Here is a 19,166-nt window from a genome sequence, read left to right as displayed (position 1 = left end):
CCCCGCCATGGATTGACGGAACGCCTCATATTTTCGAAGGGAGAATGAAAAAGTCCGTGCAAGCACGGACTTTTTTCTTGAACGTGTTACTGAGGCTCGACCTGAAGGGCCACCCGCTCGCGGCATGGGCATTCGTCCATGTAGCGGTGCGCTTCGACAAACTCGGCAAACGGGAAGACCCGAGTCTTGAGCGGCAGAAGCACGCCGTCAGCGGTCAACTGGTTAATGTCACGCAAGGCTCGTTGCAATGCGGCCTGGTCCTGGATGATGCCCAGCTCCGGCTTGCCTGTGAAGTTGCCGATACAGTGCACAAAAAACTGAATGTTCTTCTGGAACGCTGCACAGGCCGGGAACGGCGTCTGGTTACCGCCTTGCAAGCCGTATAACACCAGACTGCCACGAGGCGCGAGCACATCGCCCAGCAACGACATCTGCGGACCACCCAATCCATCGAACACCACATCCACGCCGCGATTGTCCGTGATTTTGTTGACCCGCATGAGCAGATCTTCTTCTTCGGTGACGATGACTTTCTCGGCACCCAGCGATAACAGGTATTCACGTTCTTGCGCTGTTTTGGTGACGGCAATCACTCGTACGCCCAAGGCCTTGCCGAGTTGTACGAACGAAGGTCCGGCACAATGGCTGGCGTCGGTCACCAGGACAAATTGCCCGGGTTTGATCCGGGCCAGATCGACGAGCGCGAAGTAGGCAATCAGCAGCGGCGTGTAATGCACGGCCGCTTCGATCGGGCTCAGCACTTGCGGATATCGCGTCAGTGCCGAGCGCGGCAAAACAATCTGCTCGCCGTACACGGGATAGTCGTTCGGGCTTTGGGCTGGGAAGCTGGCGACCTTGTCACCGACTGCCAGGTCATCGACACCCTCGCCGAGGGCCGTAATGACGCCGGACATTTCCTGCCCAAGGCCGGAAGGCAGGCGAGCGTGGGAGGAAGCCAGGTTCTGACGCCAAAGCGTGTCGTACCAGCTGATGCCAATCGCCTCGACACGCACCTGCACTTCGCCCGGAGCAGGAAGTGCTGCCGCATGCTCTTCGCATTTGAGCACCTCGGCTGGACCAAACTTGTGAAAACGGATCGTGCGGGACATCGCAAACCTCGTCAAAGTAACCTCTAATGCCCTGAACTCTATCCGGGCTTTCTACCCAAGACTATCAGTGGCTATTAATAGTCGACATGCCTGTCATTGATTCCGCAGCACCACCGACATCATCGAATGTCGTGAATATGAGGCGGCCTTTCAGGGAAAACTGAATTACCCGGTGCAGAGTAGCAGTCTTTCCCCGTAAGATTCATGCTGGCCATTGTTCTTATATGGCCGCTCTCGTCAAGCTTGATGACTCTGCCAGGGACTCCAGATGAATCGTAATGACCTGCGTCGTGTCGACCTGAACCTGTTGATCGTTTTCGAAACATTGATGCACGAACGCAGCGTGACCCGTGCTGCGGAGAAACTGTTTCTCGGCCAGCCGGCCATCAGTGCGGCGCTTTCACGCCTGCGCGGGCTGTTCGATGATCCGCTGTTCGTGCGCACCGGTCGAAGCATGGAGCCGTCTGCACGGGCGATAGAAATCTTCGCCCTGCTCTCCCCTGCGCTGGACTCGATTTCCACGGCCGTCAGCCGTGCGGCGGAATTCGATCCGGCCACCAGCACCGCAGTGTTCCGCATCGGCCTGTCGGACGATGTCGAGTTCGCCCTGCTGCCGATGCTGCTCAAACGCCTGCGTGCCGAATCGCCCGGGATCGTGCTGGTGGTGCGTCGGGCGAACTACATTCTGATGCCGAGCCTGCTGGCCTCCGGCGAAATTTCCATCGGCGTCAGCTACACCGCCGACCTGCCGGCCAACGCCAAACGTAAGGTGCTGCGTCGCAGTATGCCAAAGCTGTTGCGGGCCGACACCGTCCCCGGACCATTGAGCCTGGATGACTTCTGCGCCCGGCCGCATGCGCTGGTGTCGTTCGCAGGTGATCTAAGCGGTTTTATAGATGACGAACTGGAAAAGCTAGGGCGCAAACGCCATGTCGTGCTGGCAGTGCCACAGTTCAACGGGCTGAGCACGTTGCTGAGCGGCACCGATATTGTGGCGACAGTGCCCGACTATGCGGCCGAGGCGCTCACCTCGGCCGGTGGTGTCCGAGCTGAAGATCCGCCGCTGCCGGTACGCAGTTTTGAATTGCACATGGCCTGGCGCGGCTCGCAGGACAATGATCCGGGAGAGCGCTGGTTGCGCTCCAGGATTCAGATGTTTTTTGGGGATCCGGATAGCCTTTGAAAAACCTGCTGAGTCGGCATGGAAGCCCCGTATTTCCTATGTGAAACATCTTTTGAAATTTGTTGCAGCCTGCAAAAACCACTTTAATCCACCCGCTTTGGGCCGTAATTAGGGCTAGTTTCAGCTTACTAAAAACGCTGTCCCCAGACATGAGTTCTGAACTTCAGCCCCTTACCGACATAAGCTCAGCGATGCTCGCGTAAGGACGTCCACCTGCGCTGCGCGCGGGCCATAGGCAACGGGCCATTACTAGTCTGTTAATGCTTTTTTCGAGGAATCGGCATAGGGGGCAGCCTTCATAGGCCGCTCCCCTGCCACACCACCCGGCATGCGGGTCCGCACCGGGCGGTTCGAGAGATTGAGGTTATGAGAGTCGCACCAGTCCCAGCCTGTCGAACCACGCCAAATCCAACACTCGATTCAGCTCAAATCGGCTGTTACGCCACCAGCTATGCGAGTTGGCCGCCACTTTCCGGGCCGATTGGCTGCTGGCTCCCAACGTCCGCAGTTCGCGGTAGATCGTCGGTCCACGCCTCCATTGCTTAAGCTGGATCGCTCGCAGTCGGTGTCGTATCCATTCATCCAGCTCTCGCCAGATTTTCGGTGTTTGCGACAACCCAAAGTAAGTTTTCCAGCCCAAGAGATAAGGGCGTAGATTCTCCACAACTTGTCGCATACTGCGACCGCCTGAGCGACGGGTGAGCTCGCGTATCCGTTGCTTGAACTGCTTGCGCGCCTTGACCGCTACCGCTCTTTTGACGCCTTGGGGAGATGCCCAGAAGGCGTAGCCCAGAAACTTGCGACCATACGCACTCGCCACCGCACTCTTGCTCTCGTTGACGCTCAAGTGCAGCTTGTCATACACACGCTTCAGCAAGGCCATCACCCGCTGCCCTGCCTTGCGACTACGGACATACACATTCGCATCGTCGGCATAGCGCACGAAACAATGACCTCGACGCTCAAGCTCCCGATCCACTTCGTCCAACAGCACATTCGCCAACAACGGCGACAGCGGGCCGCCTTGCGGCGCCCCGCAGCGGCTTTTCTCGACCACGCCATTGATCAGCGTTCCTGCATCCAGATACGCCCGAATCAGCCGGATAACCGCCCGATCCGCAATCCGCTTGCGTAAACGATCCATCAAAATGTCGTGGTCGACCCGGTCGAAGAACTTCTCCAGATCCACATCCACCACCACTTTTCGGCCCGAAGACACGTGGCGCTGAGCTGCCAACACGGCGTCTTGCGCGCAGCGTCCCGGGCGAAAGCCGTAGCTGTGTTCACTGAAAGTCGGATCGAGTAATGGCTGCAGGACTTGTAGCAGCGCTTGTTGGATCAAACGGTCGGTGACCGTCGGGATACCCAACTCGCGTTGACCGCCGTCAGGTTTGGGAATGACCACACGTCGTACCGGACTGGGCCGGTAGACACCTGAGAGAAGCTGTTCACGAATCGCTGCCCACTGGGTTAACAAGTGTTCGGCAGTCCGTTCAATATCCAGACCATCGACGCCCGCTGCTCCCTTATTGGCCTTGACCCGCTTCCATGCCCGCTTCAGGTTTTCTCTCGCAAAGGCCCGATACAGCAGCCCTTGCCCTGCGTTGTCGGTTTCATCTTGCGGGCGATTGACCTCGTCACTGACGGAGCTTCTCACGGCTTCACCGCTCGCAGTCTCCATCCGCCCCGCGTTTGGCAGGCATCTGACTTCCGGTCGTTCGCATCAACATGGCCTATAACGCTTTCTCTCGTTCGGCCCTTCGTCAAAAAAAAAAGACTACTACGGCCTCTGCTGACTTCTCGCTCCGGCTGGCGCCGTCGCCCTTTCAGGCACGAGGCGAGATCTCCCCAGGTAAGAACGCAATCCTTCCCCGCACAACCGCCGGATTTACGCAGCCTGATCTTTGACCACAAGAGCTTCGCGATTTTTGGCTCGCTCGCCCTGATCGGCTTCGCCTTGTATCCGGTTCTTGTCCATCGGCTCACGGCTTCGATTCACGCTTCCTCCCCACACTCGGTCACCCTCATGCAGTTGCGCTTCACTTCGTTCGCTGTGGTCAGCTTACGGCGGGACTTTCACCCACAAGATTGCGCCCATGCTGGGCGCACCAAAACAAAACCCCTACCTGCATACGCAGATAGGGGTTTTGGAATTTAATCTTGACGATGACCTACTCTCACATGGGGAAACCCCACACTACCATCGGCGATGCATCGTTTCACTGCTGAGTTCGGGATGGGATCAGGTGGTTCCAATGCTCTATGGTCGTCAAGAAATTCGGTAGCCAGTTCGTATTCTCTTGCGAGATCACGCTCCAGCGAATGGGTATGCAATAGATTTGTGCGTTGCTTTCGAACTTTCGGTTCTTTCGTCTTCACACACCGCAATCTGGCCTTTCGACGCAAATTGCTTGGGTGTTATATGGTCAAGCCTCACGGGCAATTAGTATTGGTTAGCTCAACGCCTCACAGCGCTTACACACCCAACCTATCAACGTCGTAGTCTTCGACGGCCCTTCAGGGGACTCAAGGTCCCAGTGAGATCTCATCTTGAGGCTAGTTTCCCGCTTAGATGCTTTCAGCGGTTATCTATTCCGAACATAGCTACCCGGCAATGCCACTGGCGTGACAACCGGAACACCAGAGGTTCGTCCACTCCGGTCCTCTCGTACTAGGAGCAGCCCCTCTCAAATCTCAAACGTCCACGGCAGATAGGGACCGAACTGTCTCACGACGTTCTAAACCCAGCTCGCGTACCACTTTAAATGGCGAACAGCCATACCCTTGGGACCGGCTTCAGCCCCAGGATGTGATGAGCCGACATCGAGGTGCCAAACACCGCCGTCGATATGAACTCTTGGGCGGTATCAGCCTGTTATCCCCGGAGTACCTTTTATCCGTTGAGCGATGGCCCTTCCATACAGAACCACCGGATCACTAAGACCTACTTTCGTACCTGCTCGACGTGTCTGTCTCGCAGTCAAGCGCGCTTTTGCCTTTATACTCTACGACCGATTTCCGACCGGTCTGAGCGCACCTTCGTACTCCTCCGTTACTCTTTAGGAGGAGACCGCCCCAGTCAAACTACCCACCATACACTGTCCTCGATCCGGATAACGGACCTGAGTTAGAACCTCAAAGTTGCCAGGGTGGTATTTCAAGGTTGGCTCCACGCGAACTGGCGTCCACGCTTCAAAGCCTCCCACCTATCCTACACAAGCAAATTCAAAGTCCAGTGCAAAGCTATAGTAAAGGTTCACGGGGTCTTTCCGTCTAGCCGCGGATACACTGCATCTTCACAGCGATTTCAATTTCACTGAGTCTCGGGTGGAGACAGCGCCGCCATCGTTACGCCATTCGTGCAGGTCGGAACTTACCCGACAAGGAATTTCGCTACCTTAGGACCGTTATAGTTACGGCCGCCGTTTACCGGGGCTTCGATCAAGAGCTTCGCGTTAGCTAACCCCATCAATTAACCTTCCGGCACCGGGCAGGCGTCACACCCTATACGTCCACTTTCGTGTTTGCAGAGTGCTGTGTTTTTAATAAACAGTCGCAGCGGCCTGGTATCTTCGACCGGCATGGGCTTACGCAGTAAATGCTTCACCCTCACCGGCGCACCTTCTCCCGAAGTTACGGTGCCATTTTGCCTAGTTCCTTCACCCGAGTTCTCTCAAGCGCCTTGGTATTCTCTACCCAACCACCTGTGTCGGTTTGGGGTACGGTTCCTGGTTACCTGAAGCTTAGAAGCTTTTCTTGGAAGCATGGCATCAACCACTTCGTGTGCTAAAAGCACACTCGTCATCAGCTCTCGGCCTTAGAATCCCGGATTTACCTAAGATTCCAGCCTACCACCTTAAACTTGGACAACCAACGCCAAGCTGGCCTAGCCTTCTCCGTCCCTCCATCGCAATAACCAGAAGTACAGGAATATTAACCTGTTTTCCATCGACTACGCTTTTCAGCCTCGCCTTAGGGACCGACTAACCCTGCGTCGATTAACGTTGCGCAGGAAACCTTGGTCTTTCGGCGTGGGTGTTTTTCACACCCATTGTCGTTACTCATGTCAGCATTCGCACTTCTGATACCTCCAGCAAGCTTCTCAACTCACCTTCACAGGCTTACAGAACGCTCCTCTACCGCATCACCTAAGTGATACCCGTAGCTTCGGTGTATGGTTTGAGCCCCGTTACATCTTCCGCGCAGGCCGACTCGACTAGTGAGCTATTACGCTTTCTTTAAAGGGTGGCTGCTTCTAAGCCAACCTCCTAGCTGTCTAAGCCTTCCCACATCGTTTCCCACTTAACCATAACTTTGGGACCTTAGCTGACGGTCTGGGTTGTTTCCCTTTTCACGACGGACGTTAGCACCCGCCGTGTGTCTCCCATGCTCGGCACTTGTAGGTATTCGGAGTTTGCATCGGTTTGGTAAGTCGGGATGACCCCCTAGCCGAAACAGTGCTCTACCCCCTACAGTGATACATGAGGCGCTACCTAAATAGCTTTCGAGGAGAACCAGCTATCTCCGAGCTTGATTAGCCTTTCACTCCGATCCACAGGTCATCCGCTAACTTTTCAACGGTAGTCGGTTCGGTCCTCCAGTTAGTGTTACCCAACCTTCAACCTGCCCATGGATAGATCGCCCGGTTTCGGGTCTATTCCCAGCGACTAGACGCCCTATTAAGACTCGCTTTCGCTACGCCTCCCCTATTCGGTTAAGCTCGCCACTGAAAATAAGTCGCTGACCCATTATACAAAAGGTACGCAGTCACCCAACAAAGTGGGCTCCCACTGCTTGTACGCATACGGTTTCAGGATCTATTTCACTCCCCTCTCCGGGGTTCTTTTCGCCTTTCCCTCACGGTACTAGTTCACTATCGGTCAGTCAGTAGTATTTAGCCTTGGAGGATGGTCCCCCCATATTCAGACAAAGTTTCTCGTGCTCCGTCCTACTCGATTTCATGACCAAGAGATTTTCGCGTACAGGGCTATCACCCACTATGGCCGCACTTTCCAGAGCGTTCCGCTAATCTCAAAGCCACTTAAGGGCTGGTCCCCGTTCGCTCGCCACTACTAAGGGAATCTCGGTTGATTTCTTTTCCTCAGGGTACTTAGATGTTTCAGTTCCCCTGGTTCGCCTCTTAAGCCTATGTATTCAGCTTAAGATAACCATCTTATGATGGCTGGGTTCCCCCATTCAGACATCTCCGGATCAAAGTCTGTTTGCCGACTCCCCGAAGCTTTTCGCAGGCTACCACGTCTTTCATCGCCTCTGACTGCCAAGGCATCCACCGTATGCGCTTCTTCACTTGACCATATAACCCCAAGCAATCTGGTTATACTGTGAAGACGACATTCGCCGAAAATTCGCAATTTAACTCACAAATTTTACCTTAGCCTGAGCCGTTACCAGTGAAAGTAACGTTCAGTCTATCTTTCTATCACATACCCAAATTTTTAAAGAACGAACTAGTCAAAGACTAGAAATCAACATTCACCATCATCGCGATGGAATGCTCATTTCTAAGCTTTTACATAAAATACAGTCACCTCCGACCACTAAAGCAACTCTTTCGTCTTCTTCAATGAATCAAGCAATTCGTGTGGGAACTTATGGAGCAGCTGATGTCGTCGATTAAGGAGGTGATCCAGCCGCAGGTTCCCCTACGGCTACCTTGTTACGACTTCACCCCAGTCATGAATCACACCGTGGTAACCGTCCTCCCGAAGGTTAGACTAGCTACTTCTGGTGCAACCCACTCCCATGGTGTGACGGGCGGTGTGTACAAGGCCCGGGAACGTATTCACCGCGACATTCTGATTCGCGATTACTAGCGATTCCGACTTCACGCAGTCGAGTTGCAGACTGCGATCCGGACTACGATCGGTTTTCTGGGATTAGCTCCACCTCGCGGCTTGGCAACCCTCTGTACCGACCATTGTAGCACGTGTGTAGCCCAGGCCGTAAGGGCCATGATGACTTGACGTCATCCCCACCTTCCTCCGGTTTGTCACCGGCAGTCTCCTTAGAGTGCCCACCATAACGTGCTGGTAACTAAGGACAAGGGTTGCGCTCGTTACGGGACTTAACCCAACATCTCACGACACGAGCTGACGACAGCCATGCAGCACCTGTCTCAATGTTCCCGAAGGCACCAATCCATCTCTGGAAAGTTCATTGGATGTCAAGGCCTGGTAAGGTTCTTCGCGTTGCTTCGAATTAAACCACATGCTCCACCGCTTGTGCGGGCCCCCGTCAATTCATTTGAGTTTTAACCTTGCGGCCGTACTCCCCAGGCGGTCAACTTAATGCGTTAGCTGCGCCACTAAGAGCTCAAGGCTCCCAACGGCTAGTTGACATCGTTTACGGCGTGGACTACCAGGGTATCTAATCCTGTTTGCTCCCCACGCTTTCGCACCTCAGTGTCAGTATCAGTCCAGGTGGTCGCCTTCGCCACTGGTGTTCCTTCCTATATCTACGCATTTCACCGCTACACAGGAAATTCCACCACCCTCTACCATACTCTAGCTCGTCAGTTTTGAATGCAGTTCCCAGGTTGAGCCCGGGGCTTTCACATCCAACTTAACGAACCACCTACGCGCGCTTTACGCCCAGTAATTCCGATTAACGCTTGCACCCTCTGTATTACCGCGGCTGCTGGCACAGAGTTAGCCGGTGCTTATTCTGTCGGTAACGTCAAGGCAGCAACGTATTAGGTTACTGCCCTTCCTCCCAACTTAAAGTGCTTTACAATCCGAAGACCTTCTTCACACACGCGGCATGGCTGGATCAGGCTTTCGCCCATTGTCCAATATTCCCCACTGCTGCCTCCCGTAGGAGTCTGGACCGTGTCTCAGTTCCAGTGTGACTGATCATCCTCTCAGACCAGTTACGGATCGTCGCCTTGGTGAGCCATTACCTCACCAACTAGCTAATCCGACCTAGGCTCATCTGATAGCGCAAGGCCCGAAGGTCCCCTGCTTTCTCCCGTAGGACGTATGCGGTATTAGCGTTCGTTTCCGAACGTTATCCCCCACTACCAGGCAGATTCCTAGGCATTACTCACCCGTCCGCCGCTCTCAAGAGAAGCAAGCTTCTCTCTACCGCTCGACTTGCATGTGTTAGGCCTGCCGCCAGCGTTCAATCTGAGCCATGATCAAACTCTTCAGTTCAAACATCTTTGGGTTTTTAAGAAACCCTAAACTTGGCTCAGCAATCGTTGGTTACATCTTTGATTTCTCGCGGAGTAACTTGTGATGCTGATAATCTTGTTGACTATCAGTCTGACTCCACAAGCACCCACACGAATTGCTTGATTCAGTTGTTAAAGAGCGGTTGGTTAAGATCTTTCGTCTCAACCGAGGCGCGCATCCTACAACATGCCACCTCAAATTGCAACCTTAAAAGCTTCTGATTTTATTAATAAAATCAACTGCTTAAGCCAGAACCAGCATCACATTGCTCGTTAGCGGGAGGCGAATAGTACAGCATTAAAATACTTGGTCAACCCTCCTTCTAAAAATTATTTTCCCTTACGCACAGGTTGCCATTATGAAAACCTCCAAGGTCCGCACAAAACACTAGGGTACGCAAGCTTGATCCACGGATGAAAACACAATAGAGGAATCTATAGCGAGTGAATCTGCCGAGCGGGAAAGCGGGCCAAGGGCTGCACTGATGGCTTGCGCGCTGCTTGGATCCAGCTGTCCTTTATCTTTCATGCTCGACTTCCTTGTTAGCTCATAACTATAGATGCCTGCGCCATGCGTACACTACCGGAGACATCCCCCCCCCCGGTGTCAGGATAGTTGTCGGGTGACGGAGCGGAGCATGGACGAGGGCGTGACAAACTCCGGTTAAGTCGTGGCATGGGGATTGCGTCAGCCCAGGAAAGAGGCGCCGATCAGCCTCTACTTGAGCAGAAACTACCCAAAGGGGGACATGCCATGCACAGCGCGTTTTATGCAACAGGTCATCTGACCAGAGTACGTGTACAGCCTGTTGACTCAATGGATAAATCCTTTGAAACGAAACCTTCCACAATTCAACTTCAAGCGAAAATTTGCAGCGGGATTTTGCTGTTGGCGTTGAGTACTTCCTGCACACTGTGGTTGATCGGCAGTTACGCCTGAACCAAAATCGCGCCTGCAATAGGCTACGTACTTCTTACTGCCATGCCTTGATCAAACGCTATTGAATGCTTGTCCGCACCGAGACTCACATCTAATTCCAGCCGACTTCATCCTGTCCTGCGTCAGCTTCAACCCTATTCCGACTCCCATCAGTGGCTGGCCTCGATGTTCACCTCGGAAAAATCGCTTCATGGGCGATCCCTGCGATGAAATCCTCAGAAATCATAGCAAGGGGTCGTGAAGGTGTTCCTTCACCACAGGCAGGAGTTGGGCGTCAGCGTGGACGAATAACTCCTGGTTTTCTAGACACTGAGACGGGCCGCAATGGGTTGTTTTCAGTCTTTCGCGACAGACAGAAATCAGCCATAAATCGACGTCGCTTTCCAGTGTGGTCTCGGTGGTAGCCGGCTGATAGGTGCGGGACATTACTAATCCTACTAGCTTGTTCGTATAGACCTGCTCGAAACTTCCCACTTGATCCTGTTCCCGCCCCTATTGACCAGCGTCAGTTGTTACTCGGGAATGCAAATTGCGCAGCCTCGTGACTGGCACGCTGCGGCCAGCGCTGTGTAATAGCCTTGCGGCGTGTATAGAAACGAACCCCATCGGGCCCATATGCATGAAGGTCGCCGAACAGCGATCGCTTCCAGCCACCGAAGCTGTGATAGGCCACGGGAACTGGTAATGGAACGTTCACCCCAACCATACCGACTTCGATTTCATCACAGAACAGTCGGGCCGCCTCGCCATCACGGGTAAAGATGCAGGTGCCATTTCCGTACTCATGCTCGTTGATCAGCTGTATGGCTTGTTCAAGGCTGGCGACTCGCACGATGCACAATACCGGGCCGAAGATCTCTTCTTTGTAGATCCGCATCTGCGGGGTGACACGGTCGAACAGACAACCGCCAAGAAAGAAGCCATTTTCCTGATTGGCAACCTGAAGCCCGCGACCATCGACAACCAGTTCCGCACCACATTGAACACCCTCGTCGACGTAGCCTTTCACTTTGTCACGATGGGCGCTGGTGATCAGGGGGCCCATGTCCAGACCGCAGGAGGTTCCGGCACCAATTTTCAGCGCCTGGATCTGCGGCACCAACCTCTGGATCAGCGCATCAGCGATTTGGTCACCCACACAAACCGCGACCGAAATGGCCATGCAACGCTCGCCGCAGGAACCATAAGCAGCCCCCATCAAGGCGCTCACGGCATTGTTCAGGTCAGCATCAGGCATCAACACGGCATGGTTTTTCGCGCCACCCAGCGCCTGCACTCGTTTGCCGCGCCGGGTGCCTTCTGCGTAGATGTATTCGGCAATTGGTGTAGAACCGACGAAACTCAGGGCTTTGATTTCGGGTGCTTCAATCAGGGCATCGACGGCTTCCTTGTCGCCGTGCACGACACTCATCACACCTTTGGGCAGACCCGCTTGGAGCAACAGTTCGGCGATATACAAGGTAGAGCTGGGATCACGCTCCGAAGGCTTGAGGATGAAGCAGTTGCCGCAAACGATGGCCAGCGGATACATCCACAGTGGCACCATGGCCGGGAAGTTGAACGGGGTGATACCGGCCACCACACCGATTGGCTGGAAATCACTCCAGGCATCGATATTCGGACCCACATTGCGGCTGTACTCACCCTTGAGGATTTCTGGGGCGGAGCATGCGAACTCGACGTTTTCAATACCGCGCTTGAGTTCGCCCGCAGCGTCTTCCAGTGTCTTGCCGTGCTCTTCGCTGATCATCTGGGCGATCCTGGGCTCGTTTTGCTCAAGCAGTTGCTTGAAACGAAACATGATCTGGGCACGCTTGGCGGCAGGGGTCTGGCGCCATGCGGGAAAAGCCGCCGTCGCAACGGATATCGCCTGTTGGACCGTAGCGCGATCGGCAAGCGAAACCTGGTGGATCACTTCGCCGGTCGACGGGTTGTACACGGGCGCAGTACGACCTGCGATGGCAACGTGCTCGCCGTTGATCAGATGATGGATGCTACTCATGGTTGAAAACCTTTGGTTCGAAGTGGAGGGACGTACGAACTAGCGTTCCGGGGCCGTGCCCGGTTGCCCAGGCCCCTGCGTGGTCAGCCATTCGTGCACCGGATCGTTCTTGAAACACCACTGGCGGGTCGGACCGGCCATAACATTCAGGTAATAGCTTTCATAGCCGTAGGGCACCACGACGGGGTGGTAACCGCGTGGCACCATCACCACGTCGCCGTCTTCGACCGCCATGGCCTCATCCAGGCTGCGGTCGTCGGTGTATACGCGCTGAAAAACGAAACCCTGCGCCGGGCTGATACGGTGGTAATAGGTCTCCTCGAGCACGCTTTCATGGGGTATCGCATCGGTATCGTGCTTGTGCGGTGGGTAGCTCGAACTGTGGCTCTGCGGCGTGCGTACCTCCACCACCAGCAACGACTCCGCTGGCTGGTCGGCCGGCAGGATATCTGTGATGTACCGGGTATTGGCAGCAACCCCCCGGACCGAACGCCGGATGCTGGCGGGCTCAATCAAGCGCGCTGGCAGTTTGCCTTCGGCCGGCGCGGTGCACAGCGCGATCTCCGCGTTGCTGTGGGCGATAATTTGTGCTGCCAGCCTGGGCGGCAAATACAACGCATAGGGTGCCTGCTCGTCGAACGGACCTGTACGCCCGCCTATCTCCTTGCAGTGCAGATCGCCCGCGCTCACCGACACCACGCCACACAACAAGACCACACAGGTCTCGCGTTCTGTTTCATGCAGCCTGATCGACTCACCAGTCGCCAATTGCCGGACTTCAAAGCCAACATGCCCCCACCCTGCCGACGCCGGGGTCACTTTGACTCGTTCGCGCCCACTCTTGGCCGCTTTGACTAACAAGCTCATGTTGTTCCCCTTTAGATGCGCTGCACATTTCTGGCCGACTCATAGGCGGCACGCGCCTCTTGTACTTGCGGGCGCTGCGATACTTGGGGCACAGCGACTTCCCACCAGCAGCCGCCCTCCTGGGTAGTACGCTGTGCATCGGTATCGATAACGACCACATAGCTGCGCTCGCTTTGCCGGGCGCGCACCATCGCTGCTTCAAGCCCAGCAATATCGGGTACATGTTCGGCCTTGGCACCGAGCGCTTGCGCGTGTTTCGCGAAGTCGATTTCAGGCAACCCCTGGGGACCGGTCAGGCAGTTTTCGAGCATGTTGTTGAAGGGCTCGCCACCACAGGCCTGCTGCAAACGGTTGATGCAGCCGTAACCTCGGTTGTCCAGCAACACCACGATCAGCTTGTGACCCAGCATCACCGACGTCGCCAATTCCGAATTCATCATCAGGTAGGACCCATCGCCCACCATCACAATGATTTCCCGTTCCGGGCGGGCCATCTTCACCCCCAGCCCACCCGCCACTTCATAGCCCATGCAGGAGTAGCCGTACTCCATGTGGTAGGCGCCTGCCGCGCCCGCACGCCACAACTTGTGCAGCTCGGCAGGCAGCGTGCCAGCAGCACACACCACGATGTCATGCCGGGCAGAGTCCGGGTGCGAGCGCTGGACCGCGCCAATCACTTCGGCATCGTAGGGAAGATAACCGGCGCCCGGCGCTTCACACCGGCTGGTGACGCCTTGTACTGTTTCGCGCCAACCGTGAGCCAACTGGCGCGCACGCTCCGTCCATTGCACCTCGGCCTGCCAGTCGCGGCCCAGTTGTCGGGTCAGTTGGTCCAATGCCCAGCGAGCGTCCGCCACGAGACCTTGACCACGCCATTTCAACGCATCAAAGGTGTTGACGTTGATCGACAATAAGCGGGCCTGGCTGAACAAGCTGTGCGAGCCCGTCGTGAAGTCCTGCAAACGGGTGCCGATGGCCAACACCAGGTCAGCCTCGCTCGCCAGCTCGTTGGCCGCCGGTGAACCGGTCACACCCACCGCCCCCAGTTGCAGCGGGTGGTCCCACGGCAAGGCGCTCTTACCCGCCTGGGTTTCACAGACCGGCACACCGAAGGTCTCGGCGAAGGTACATAATGCGGCACCGGCGCCGGAGTACAGCACACCCCCACCGGATACGATCACTGGTTTGCGGGCCTGGCAAATCGCCTGGATGGCCTCCTCCAGCTCATCCTGAGCAGCAGTCAGGCAGCGGATGCGCACCAGCCGCTCGTTGAAAAATTCAACCGGGTAATCATAGGCCTCGGTTTGTACGTCCTGCGGCAAGGCCAGTGTCACTGGGCCGCACTGGGCCGGGTCGGTCAAAATCGAGATCGCACGCGGCAAGGCCGTCAGCAGTTGCTCGGGGCGAATGATCCGGTCGAAGTAGCGCGACACCGGCCGCAAGCTGTCGTTGGCCGACACGCTTCCATCGACGCTGTCTTCAATTTGCTGCAGCACCGGGTCCGGTGCCCGCGAAACAAACACATCGCCAGGCAACAGCAACACCGGTAGCCGATTCACGTGGGCCAGCGCGGCAGCCGTGACCAGATTGGTGGCACCCGGGCCAATACTGGTGGTCACCGCCATCATGCGTTTGCGAAAGTGCGCCTTGGCGTAGGCAATCGCAGCATGCGCCATACCCTGCTCATTGTGCGCACGATAGGTGGGGAAATCCTCGCGCTGTTGGTAGAGTGCTTCGCCGACACCCGCCACGTTGCCGTGGCCGAAGATGGCAAAACAGCCTGCGAATAGCGGCAGTCGATCGCCGTCGATCTCGACCCGTTGCGCGGCAAGATAACGTACCAGTGCCTGGGCCATGGTCAATCGAATAGTGGACATCAGGCAGCCCTCCCGGACTCTTCACGCCAGGCTTGAATCAGCTCCACAAAGTTGGCCGCGATTTCACGCTTGACCCCTTCATCGTCGAGTTCACCCTGGAACCATTTGCGGCTGGGTTCGTAGAAAATGGTTCGGCCAACCGTGAAACCGCGGCAGGTCTTCGAGGCGCGTGCGGCCCGGAAACCCTCACGCAGGGACTCGGCCGGTGCATTGAGCCCCAGTAGCACCACGCCACGGCAGTACGGATCGCGCGCATGAATCAACGCATCAATCTGCTGCCACATCGGCGCAGAGAGTTGCTCCAGCTTCCACCATTCGGGAGCAATACCCAGGTCGTAAAGACGCTGCAATGCGCGGTAGACAGTGTCCGGCCACTGCTGCATTTTCTTGGGAGGAATCACTTCCAGCAACAATTCGTGACCCGACACCTGAGCCGCCTGGTAGAGCGCCAGCAGCTGTGCCTCCTGTTCCAGGCGGTTTTTAAGCGTGTCATCTGGGTGGTACTGCACCAGGCACTTGATCACATGTTCCTTGGGCCAACTGAGTAGATGTGAGCCGATTGACCGTCCCCACTCGAACTGAAGCGGATTGGACAACGGCAACTCAACCGGGCGACCGATCCACCAGCCGCGACCTGTCGCATCGTTCAGGGCATCCTGGCCATAGAGGTCGTCAGCCAGAATCCCGACCTTGCCGGCCAGGCCGTATTGCTTTTCCACCTCGGCCACTGCCTCGACCAGCAGTTGCTTGAGTTTGCCGATGCTCGACTCGGGCAGACCGCCCTGCCGAGCCAATTCGAGCAGCTGGACGCGGTGATCGAAGGCCAACACAAGAAGCTCGTCCCACTGTGGGCGCGCTACCGTCACACGGTGCAAGTGATTGAGGGTCTTGTCCGCGGCCGGCCGCACCGGTTGAGTTTCGAGGAAATAACTCAGTTCCGCCTGCGTCGGCATGGCCGGCGCACAACCATGGCGGCTCACTACCAGGGCACCGCAGGCATTGGCATTCCGGCAGCAGGCCGTGTAGTCCTCGCCACGCAACCAACCTGACAGGAAGCCCGACAGGAAGGCATCACCGGCACCCAGTACATTGAGCACTTCCACCTGGACGCCCTGCTGTACACCGGCATCTTCTATTCGGGCGGGGATCGCGCCCTCGATCACCACGCACCCGAGTGCACCGAGCTTTACCACCAGCGTGGCGTCCGATACCTGTCGCACCACCCGCAGACAGGCGATCAGATCGTCCATGCCGCCGGCGATACGAAACTCCTCCTCGGTCCCGACGATCAGGTCGAACTTCGGCAGAATGGCTTGCAGATGTTGCGTGACGCTGCTGTCGGCGATAAACCGGGTTTCGCCATCACCCTTTGCAGTAAGCCCCCACAAGACCGGACGGTAGTCGATATCCAGCACCGTGCGCACGTTATTGCGACGAGCAAAGTCGAGGGCAAGGCTGGCAGCGGCGTGCACCCCCGGTTGCGAGAAGTGTGTACCGGTAATGGCCAGCGCTTTGCTGGAGGCGATGAAGGATTCATCAATATCACCGATTGAAAGCGCCATATCAGCGCAATGGTCGCGATAGAACAATAGCGGGAAGCTTTCGCGATCCTTGATACCGAGCAACACCAGGCCAGTCAGGTGTTCTGGGTCGCGCTTGAGTTGCGATACATCACAGCCTTCTGCCGCCAGTGTCTCGATCAGAAACTGCCCCATCTGATCGCTACCCACCCGGCTCAACATCGCCGACTTCAGGCCCAGCCGGGAAGTGCCGAACGCCACGTTACCCGAAGAGCCGCCCAGGTATTTGGCAAAGTGGCTGACATCTTCGAGGCGTGCACCGATGTTGGTGGCATAAAGGTCGACCAGCAAACGCCCAAGGCAAATGAGATCTAAAGGGCGATCATTTGCAAACTTCGTTAAATTTCCCATGTTCAGCCCTCGTAATCTTGATCACTCAAATCACAACGCCCGGCGTCTCCACGAGCGTGTCCAAGTCCTCGCCACCGGCCATCACACGCAAGATTTCTTCGCGAGAAATATCGGTTTTCTTATAGGTACCGTGGTTTGTGCCTCGATTGAGCAGGGTGAAGCGATCGCCAATCGGGTAGGCGTGGTTGATGTTGTGGGTAATAAACACCACGCCGATGCCGTCGTTTCTGGCCTTGGCTATATATTTCAAGACCATGCTGGCCTGATGGACACCCAGCGCTGAAGTCGGCTCATCCAGGATCAAGACTTTGGCGCCGAAATAGGTCGCTCGAGCGATGGCCAACCCTTGCCGCTCGCCACCCGACAGGGTCCCGACGGCCTGCGCCGGATCACGAATATCGATGCCGATCCGTACCATTTCTTCACGAGTCACTTGATCGGCGTACTTCGCATCAAAACGCCGCAGCAAACCTCGGCCCTTGGTCGGTTCACGCCCCAGGAAGAAGTTACGGCTGATGCTCATCAAAGGCAGCATCGCCAAGTCCTGGAACACGGTTGCGACACCGGCTTGATAGGCATCGCGCGGGCTCTTGAACAAGACATCCTTGCCGTTGATACGAATGCCGCCGGCACTGGGCTGATGCACACCAGACAACACCTTAATCAGGGTGGACTTGCCTGCACCGTTATCCCCAAGCAAGCAATGCACTTCGCCTGGACAAACATCAAATGAAACACCCTGAAGGGCAACCACGGAGCCGAAGGTTTTTCTGACATTGGCAAGTTCAATTACTGGAAGCATGTTAAATCTCCTGTAGAAATTTATCGGCTGCTGGTTGCCATCTTGCGGATGTAATCGTTAAACAACACCGCAATCAGAACCATCAGCCCCAGGAAAACCTTGAACCAATCCGTATCGATGCCGGTGTAGAACATGCCAACTTGAACAGTACCAAAAATCAAGGCACCCACCATGGAACCCACCGCGGAACCATATCCCCCCGTCAATAAAGAACCACCAATGACCGCGGCAATAATGGCTTCAAATTCTTTCTGGATACCGCGCATGGTGTCGGCAGACCCTGACTCCAAAACTTGTATGGTGGCAAACAACGTCGCCATCAATGCCGAGAACATGAACAGGTATATTTTTACTCTATCAACTGGCACGCCCATGTTGCGTGCGGCATTGGCATCCCCGCCCGTGGCGAAGATCCAGTTGCCCAGTCGAGTGCGCAGCAATACCCAGGTTGCCAGCGCCGTAACAACTACCCACCACAGGATCGACACCGGAATACCGGGCACTGACGCCAGTCCATCCGGCCGCATCGTGATCACACCGTGTTCCGCGAGGTACTGGAACAGACCGCCAAAGAGGTGCCCCGAAAAAATGGACACTACCCAGGAGTTTTCATTGAGTTCATTCACGACATAAGAAATTTGCGTTTTGCCGGTCAATAAACGCGTTATCGCTACGGCGACACCGCGCAAGATGAACATTGTCGCCAAGGTCACAATAAACGATGGCAATTTGGTGCGAACCACCAAATAACCGTTGAACGCGCCGATCATCAAACTGAATACAAACGCCATCATCACCGCGACCGGTAATGACAACCCCAACTTGGTAACGCCAACGCCGATCATTAGCCCCGAAAGTGCAATCATTGATCCGATCGACAGATCAAATTCACCCGCAATCATCAGCAAGGAAACCGAAACCGCCAAAATCCCAAGCTCGGCGGCCACTTTGAAAATATTCAGCATCCCTTCGGCGCCAAACATTCCACTGCCGTTCGCAAACAAGAGAAAGAAAACATAAACAAACAGCAGACCCGATACCGCACCCGATTCCGGGCGATGCATAACACGTGCAAAAATCGATTGTTTGGTTAACCGTTTTGAATCGCTGCCAACACCCTTCTTTGTTATCTGGATGCTTTTGGGCACTTCAACACTTGTGGCATTCATTTTCTTCTCCATTTGGTCTAGAAATTACTATTTCCAAATAAACTAGGAAGCCATTGATACAAGAATGCCTATCGAGCGCGAGCCAGTGGGCTTG

Annotated in this window: 9 protein-coding genes and 3 rRNA genes; 1 reads left to right on the top strand and 11 read right to left on the bottom strand. The window is 55.7% G+C overall.

Translation table 11 applies throughout. The features are described 5' to 3' along the window. Positions 1-86: 86 nt before the first annotated feature. Positions 87-1,109 (bottom strand): zinc-dependent alcohol dehydrogenase family protein, encoded by a 1,023-nt coding sequence (locus tag AC3ISI_RS13280; protein WP_489337363.1) that lies wholly within the window; start codon positions 1,107-1,109, stop codon positions 87-89. Positions 1,110-1,377: 268 nt separating this feature from the next. On the opposite strand from AC3ISI_RS13280, the gene AC3ISI_RS13275 reads away from it, so the two are divergent. Next, a complete protein-coding gene (locus AC3ISI_RS13275) occupies positions 1,378-2,292 on the top strand; it encodes a LysR family transcriptional regulator (protein WP_489337362.1) in 915 nt (304 codons plus the stop codon). Positions 2,293-2,656: 364 nt separating this feature from the next. On the opposite strand, the gene ltrA is transcribed toward AC3ISI_RS13275, so the two are convergent. The 10 genes from ltrA to AC3ISI_RS13225 all read right to left on the bottom strand — a co-directional run bounded on the left by ltrA (position 2,657) and on the right by AC3ISI_RS13225 (position 19,072). Continuing rightward, a complete protein-coding gene (gene ltrA / locus AC3ISI_RS13270) occupies positions 2,657-3,973 on the bottom strand; it encodes a group II intron reverse transcriptase/maturase (RefSeq protein WP_489337361.1) in 1,317 nt (438 codons plus the stop codon). Between the two features lie 477 nt (positions 3,974-4,450). Then, positions 4,451-4,566, bottom strand: a 5S ribosomal RNA gene (rrf, locus tag AC3ISI_RS13265). Between the two features lie 148 nt (positions 4,567-4,714). Beyond that, positions 4,715-7,606, bottom strand: a 23S ribosomal RNA gene (locus AC3ISI_RS13260). Between the two features lie 321 nt (positions 7,607-7,927). After that, positions 7,928-9,464: ribosomal RNA gene (locus AC3ISI_RS13255) — 16S ribosomal RNA — on the bottom strand. The 16S, 23S and 5S rRNA genes sit together here, the layout of an rRNA operon. A gap of 1,465 nt (positions 9,465-10,929) precedes the next feature. Beyond that, on the bottom strand, positions 10,930-12,426 hold the full coding sequence (locus AC3ISI_RS13250; RefSeq protein ID WP_489337360.1) for a CoA-acylating methylmalonate-semialdehyde dehydrogenase: 1,497 nt from the start codon (positions 12,424-12,426) through the stop codon (positions 10,930-10,932). 39 nt (positions 12,427-12,465) lie between these two features. Then, entirely contained in the window at positions 12,466-13,293 is an 828-nt protein-coding gene (gene iolB, locus AC3ISI_RS13245; protein WP_489337359.1) for a 5-deoxy-glucuronate isomerase, read from the bottom strand. Positions 13,294-13,304: 11 nt separating this feature from the next. Then, the gene (gene iolD, locus AC3ISI_RS13240) at positions 13,305-15,170 is read right to left on the bottom strand and encodes a 3D-(3,5/4)-trihydroxycyclohexane-1,2-dione acylhydrolase (decyclizing) (protein WP_489337358.1); all 1,866 of its coding nucleotides are present in this window, start codon (positions 15,168-15,170) and stop codon (positions 13,305-13,307) included. After that, on the bottom strand, positions 15,170-17,101 hold the full coding sequence (locus tag AC3ISI_RS13235; RefSeq protein ID WP_489337357.1) for a bifunctional 5-dehydro-2-deoxygluconokinase/5-dehydro-2-deoxyphosphogluconate aldolase: 1,932 nt from the start codon (positions 17,099-17,101) through the stop codon (positions 15,170-15,172). The genes iolD and AC3ISI_RS13235 overlap by 1 nt, the downstream gene beginning before the upstream one ends. 25 nt (positions 17,102-17,126) lie before the next feature. Further along, positions 17,127-17,903, bottom strand: a complete 777-nt coding sequence (locus tag AC3ISI_RS13230; protein WP_480420789.1) for an ATP-binding cassette domain-containing protein — start codon at positions 17,901-17,903, stop codon at positions 17,127-17,129. Between the two features lie 20 nt (positions 17,904-17,923). Beyond that, a complete protein-coding gene (locus AC3ISI_RS13225; protein ID WP_489337356.1) occupies positions 17,924-19,072 on the bottom strand; it encodes an ABC transporter permease in 1,149 nt (382 codons plus the stop codon). Positions 19,073-19,166 lie beyond the last annotated feature (94 nt).

The organism is Pseudomonas sp. GL_139_B (assembly GCF_057834475.1).
The sequence above is the reverse complement of the archived record's forward strand: the minus strand, read 5'-3'. Positions and strand labels throughout refer to the sequence as shown.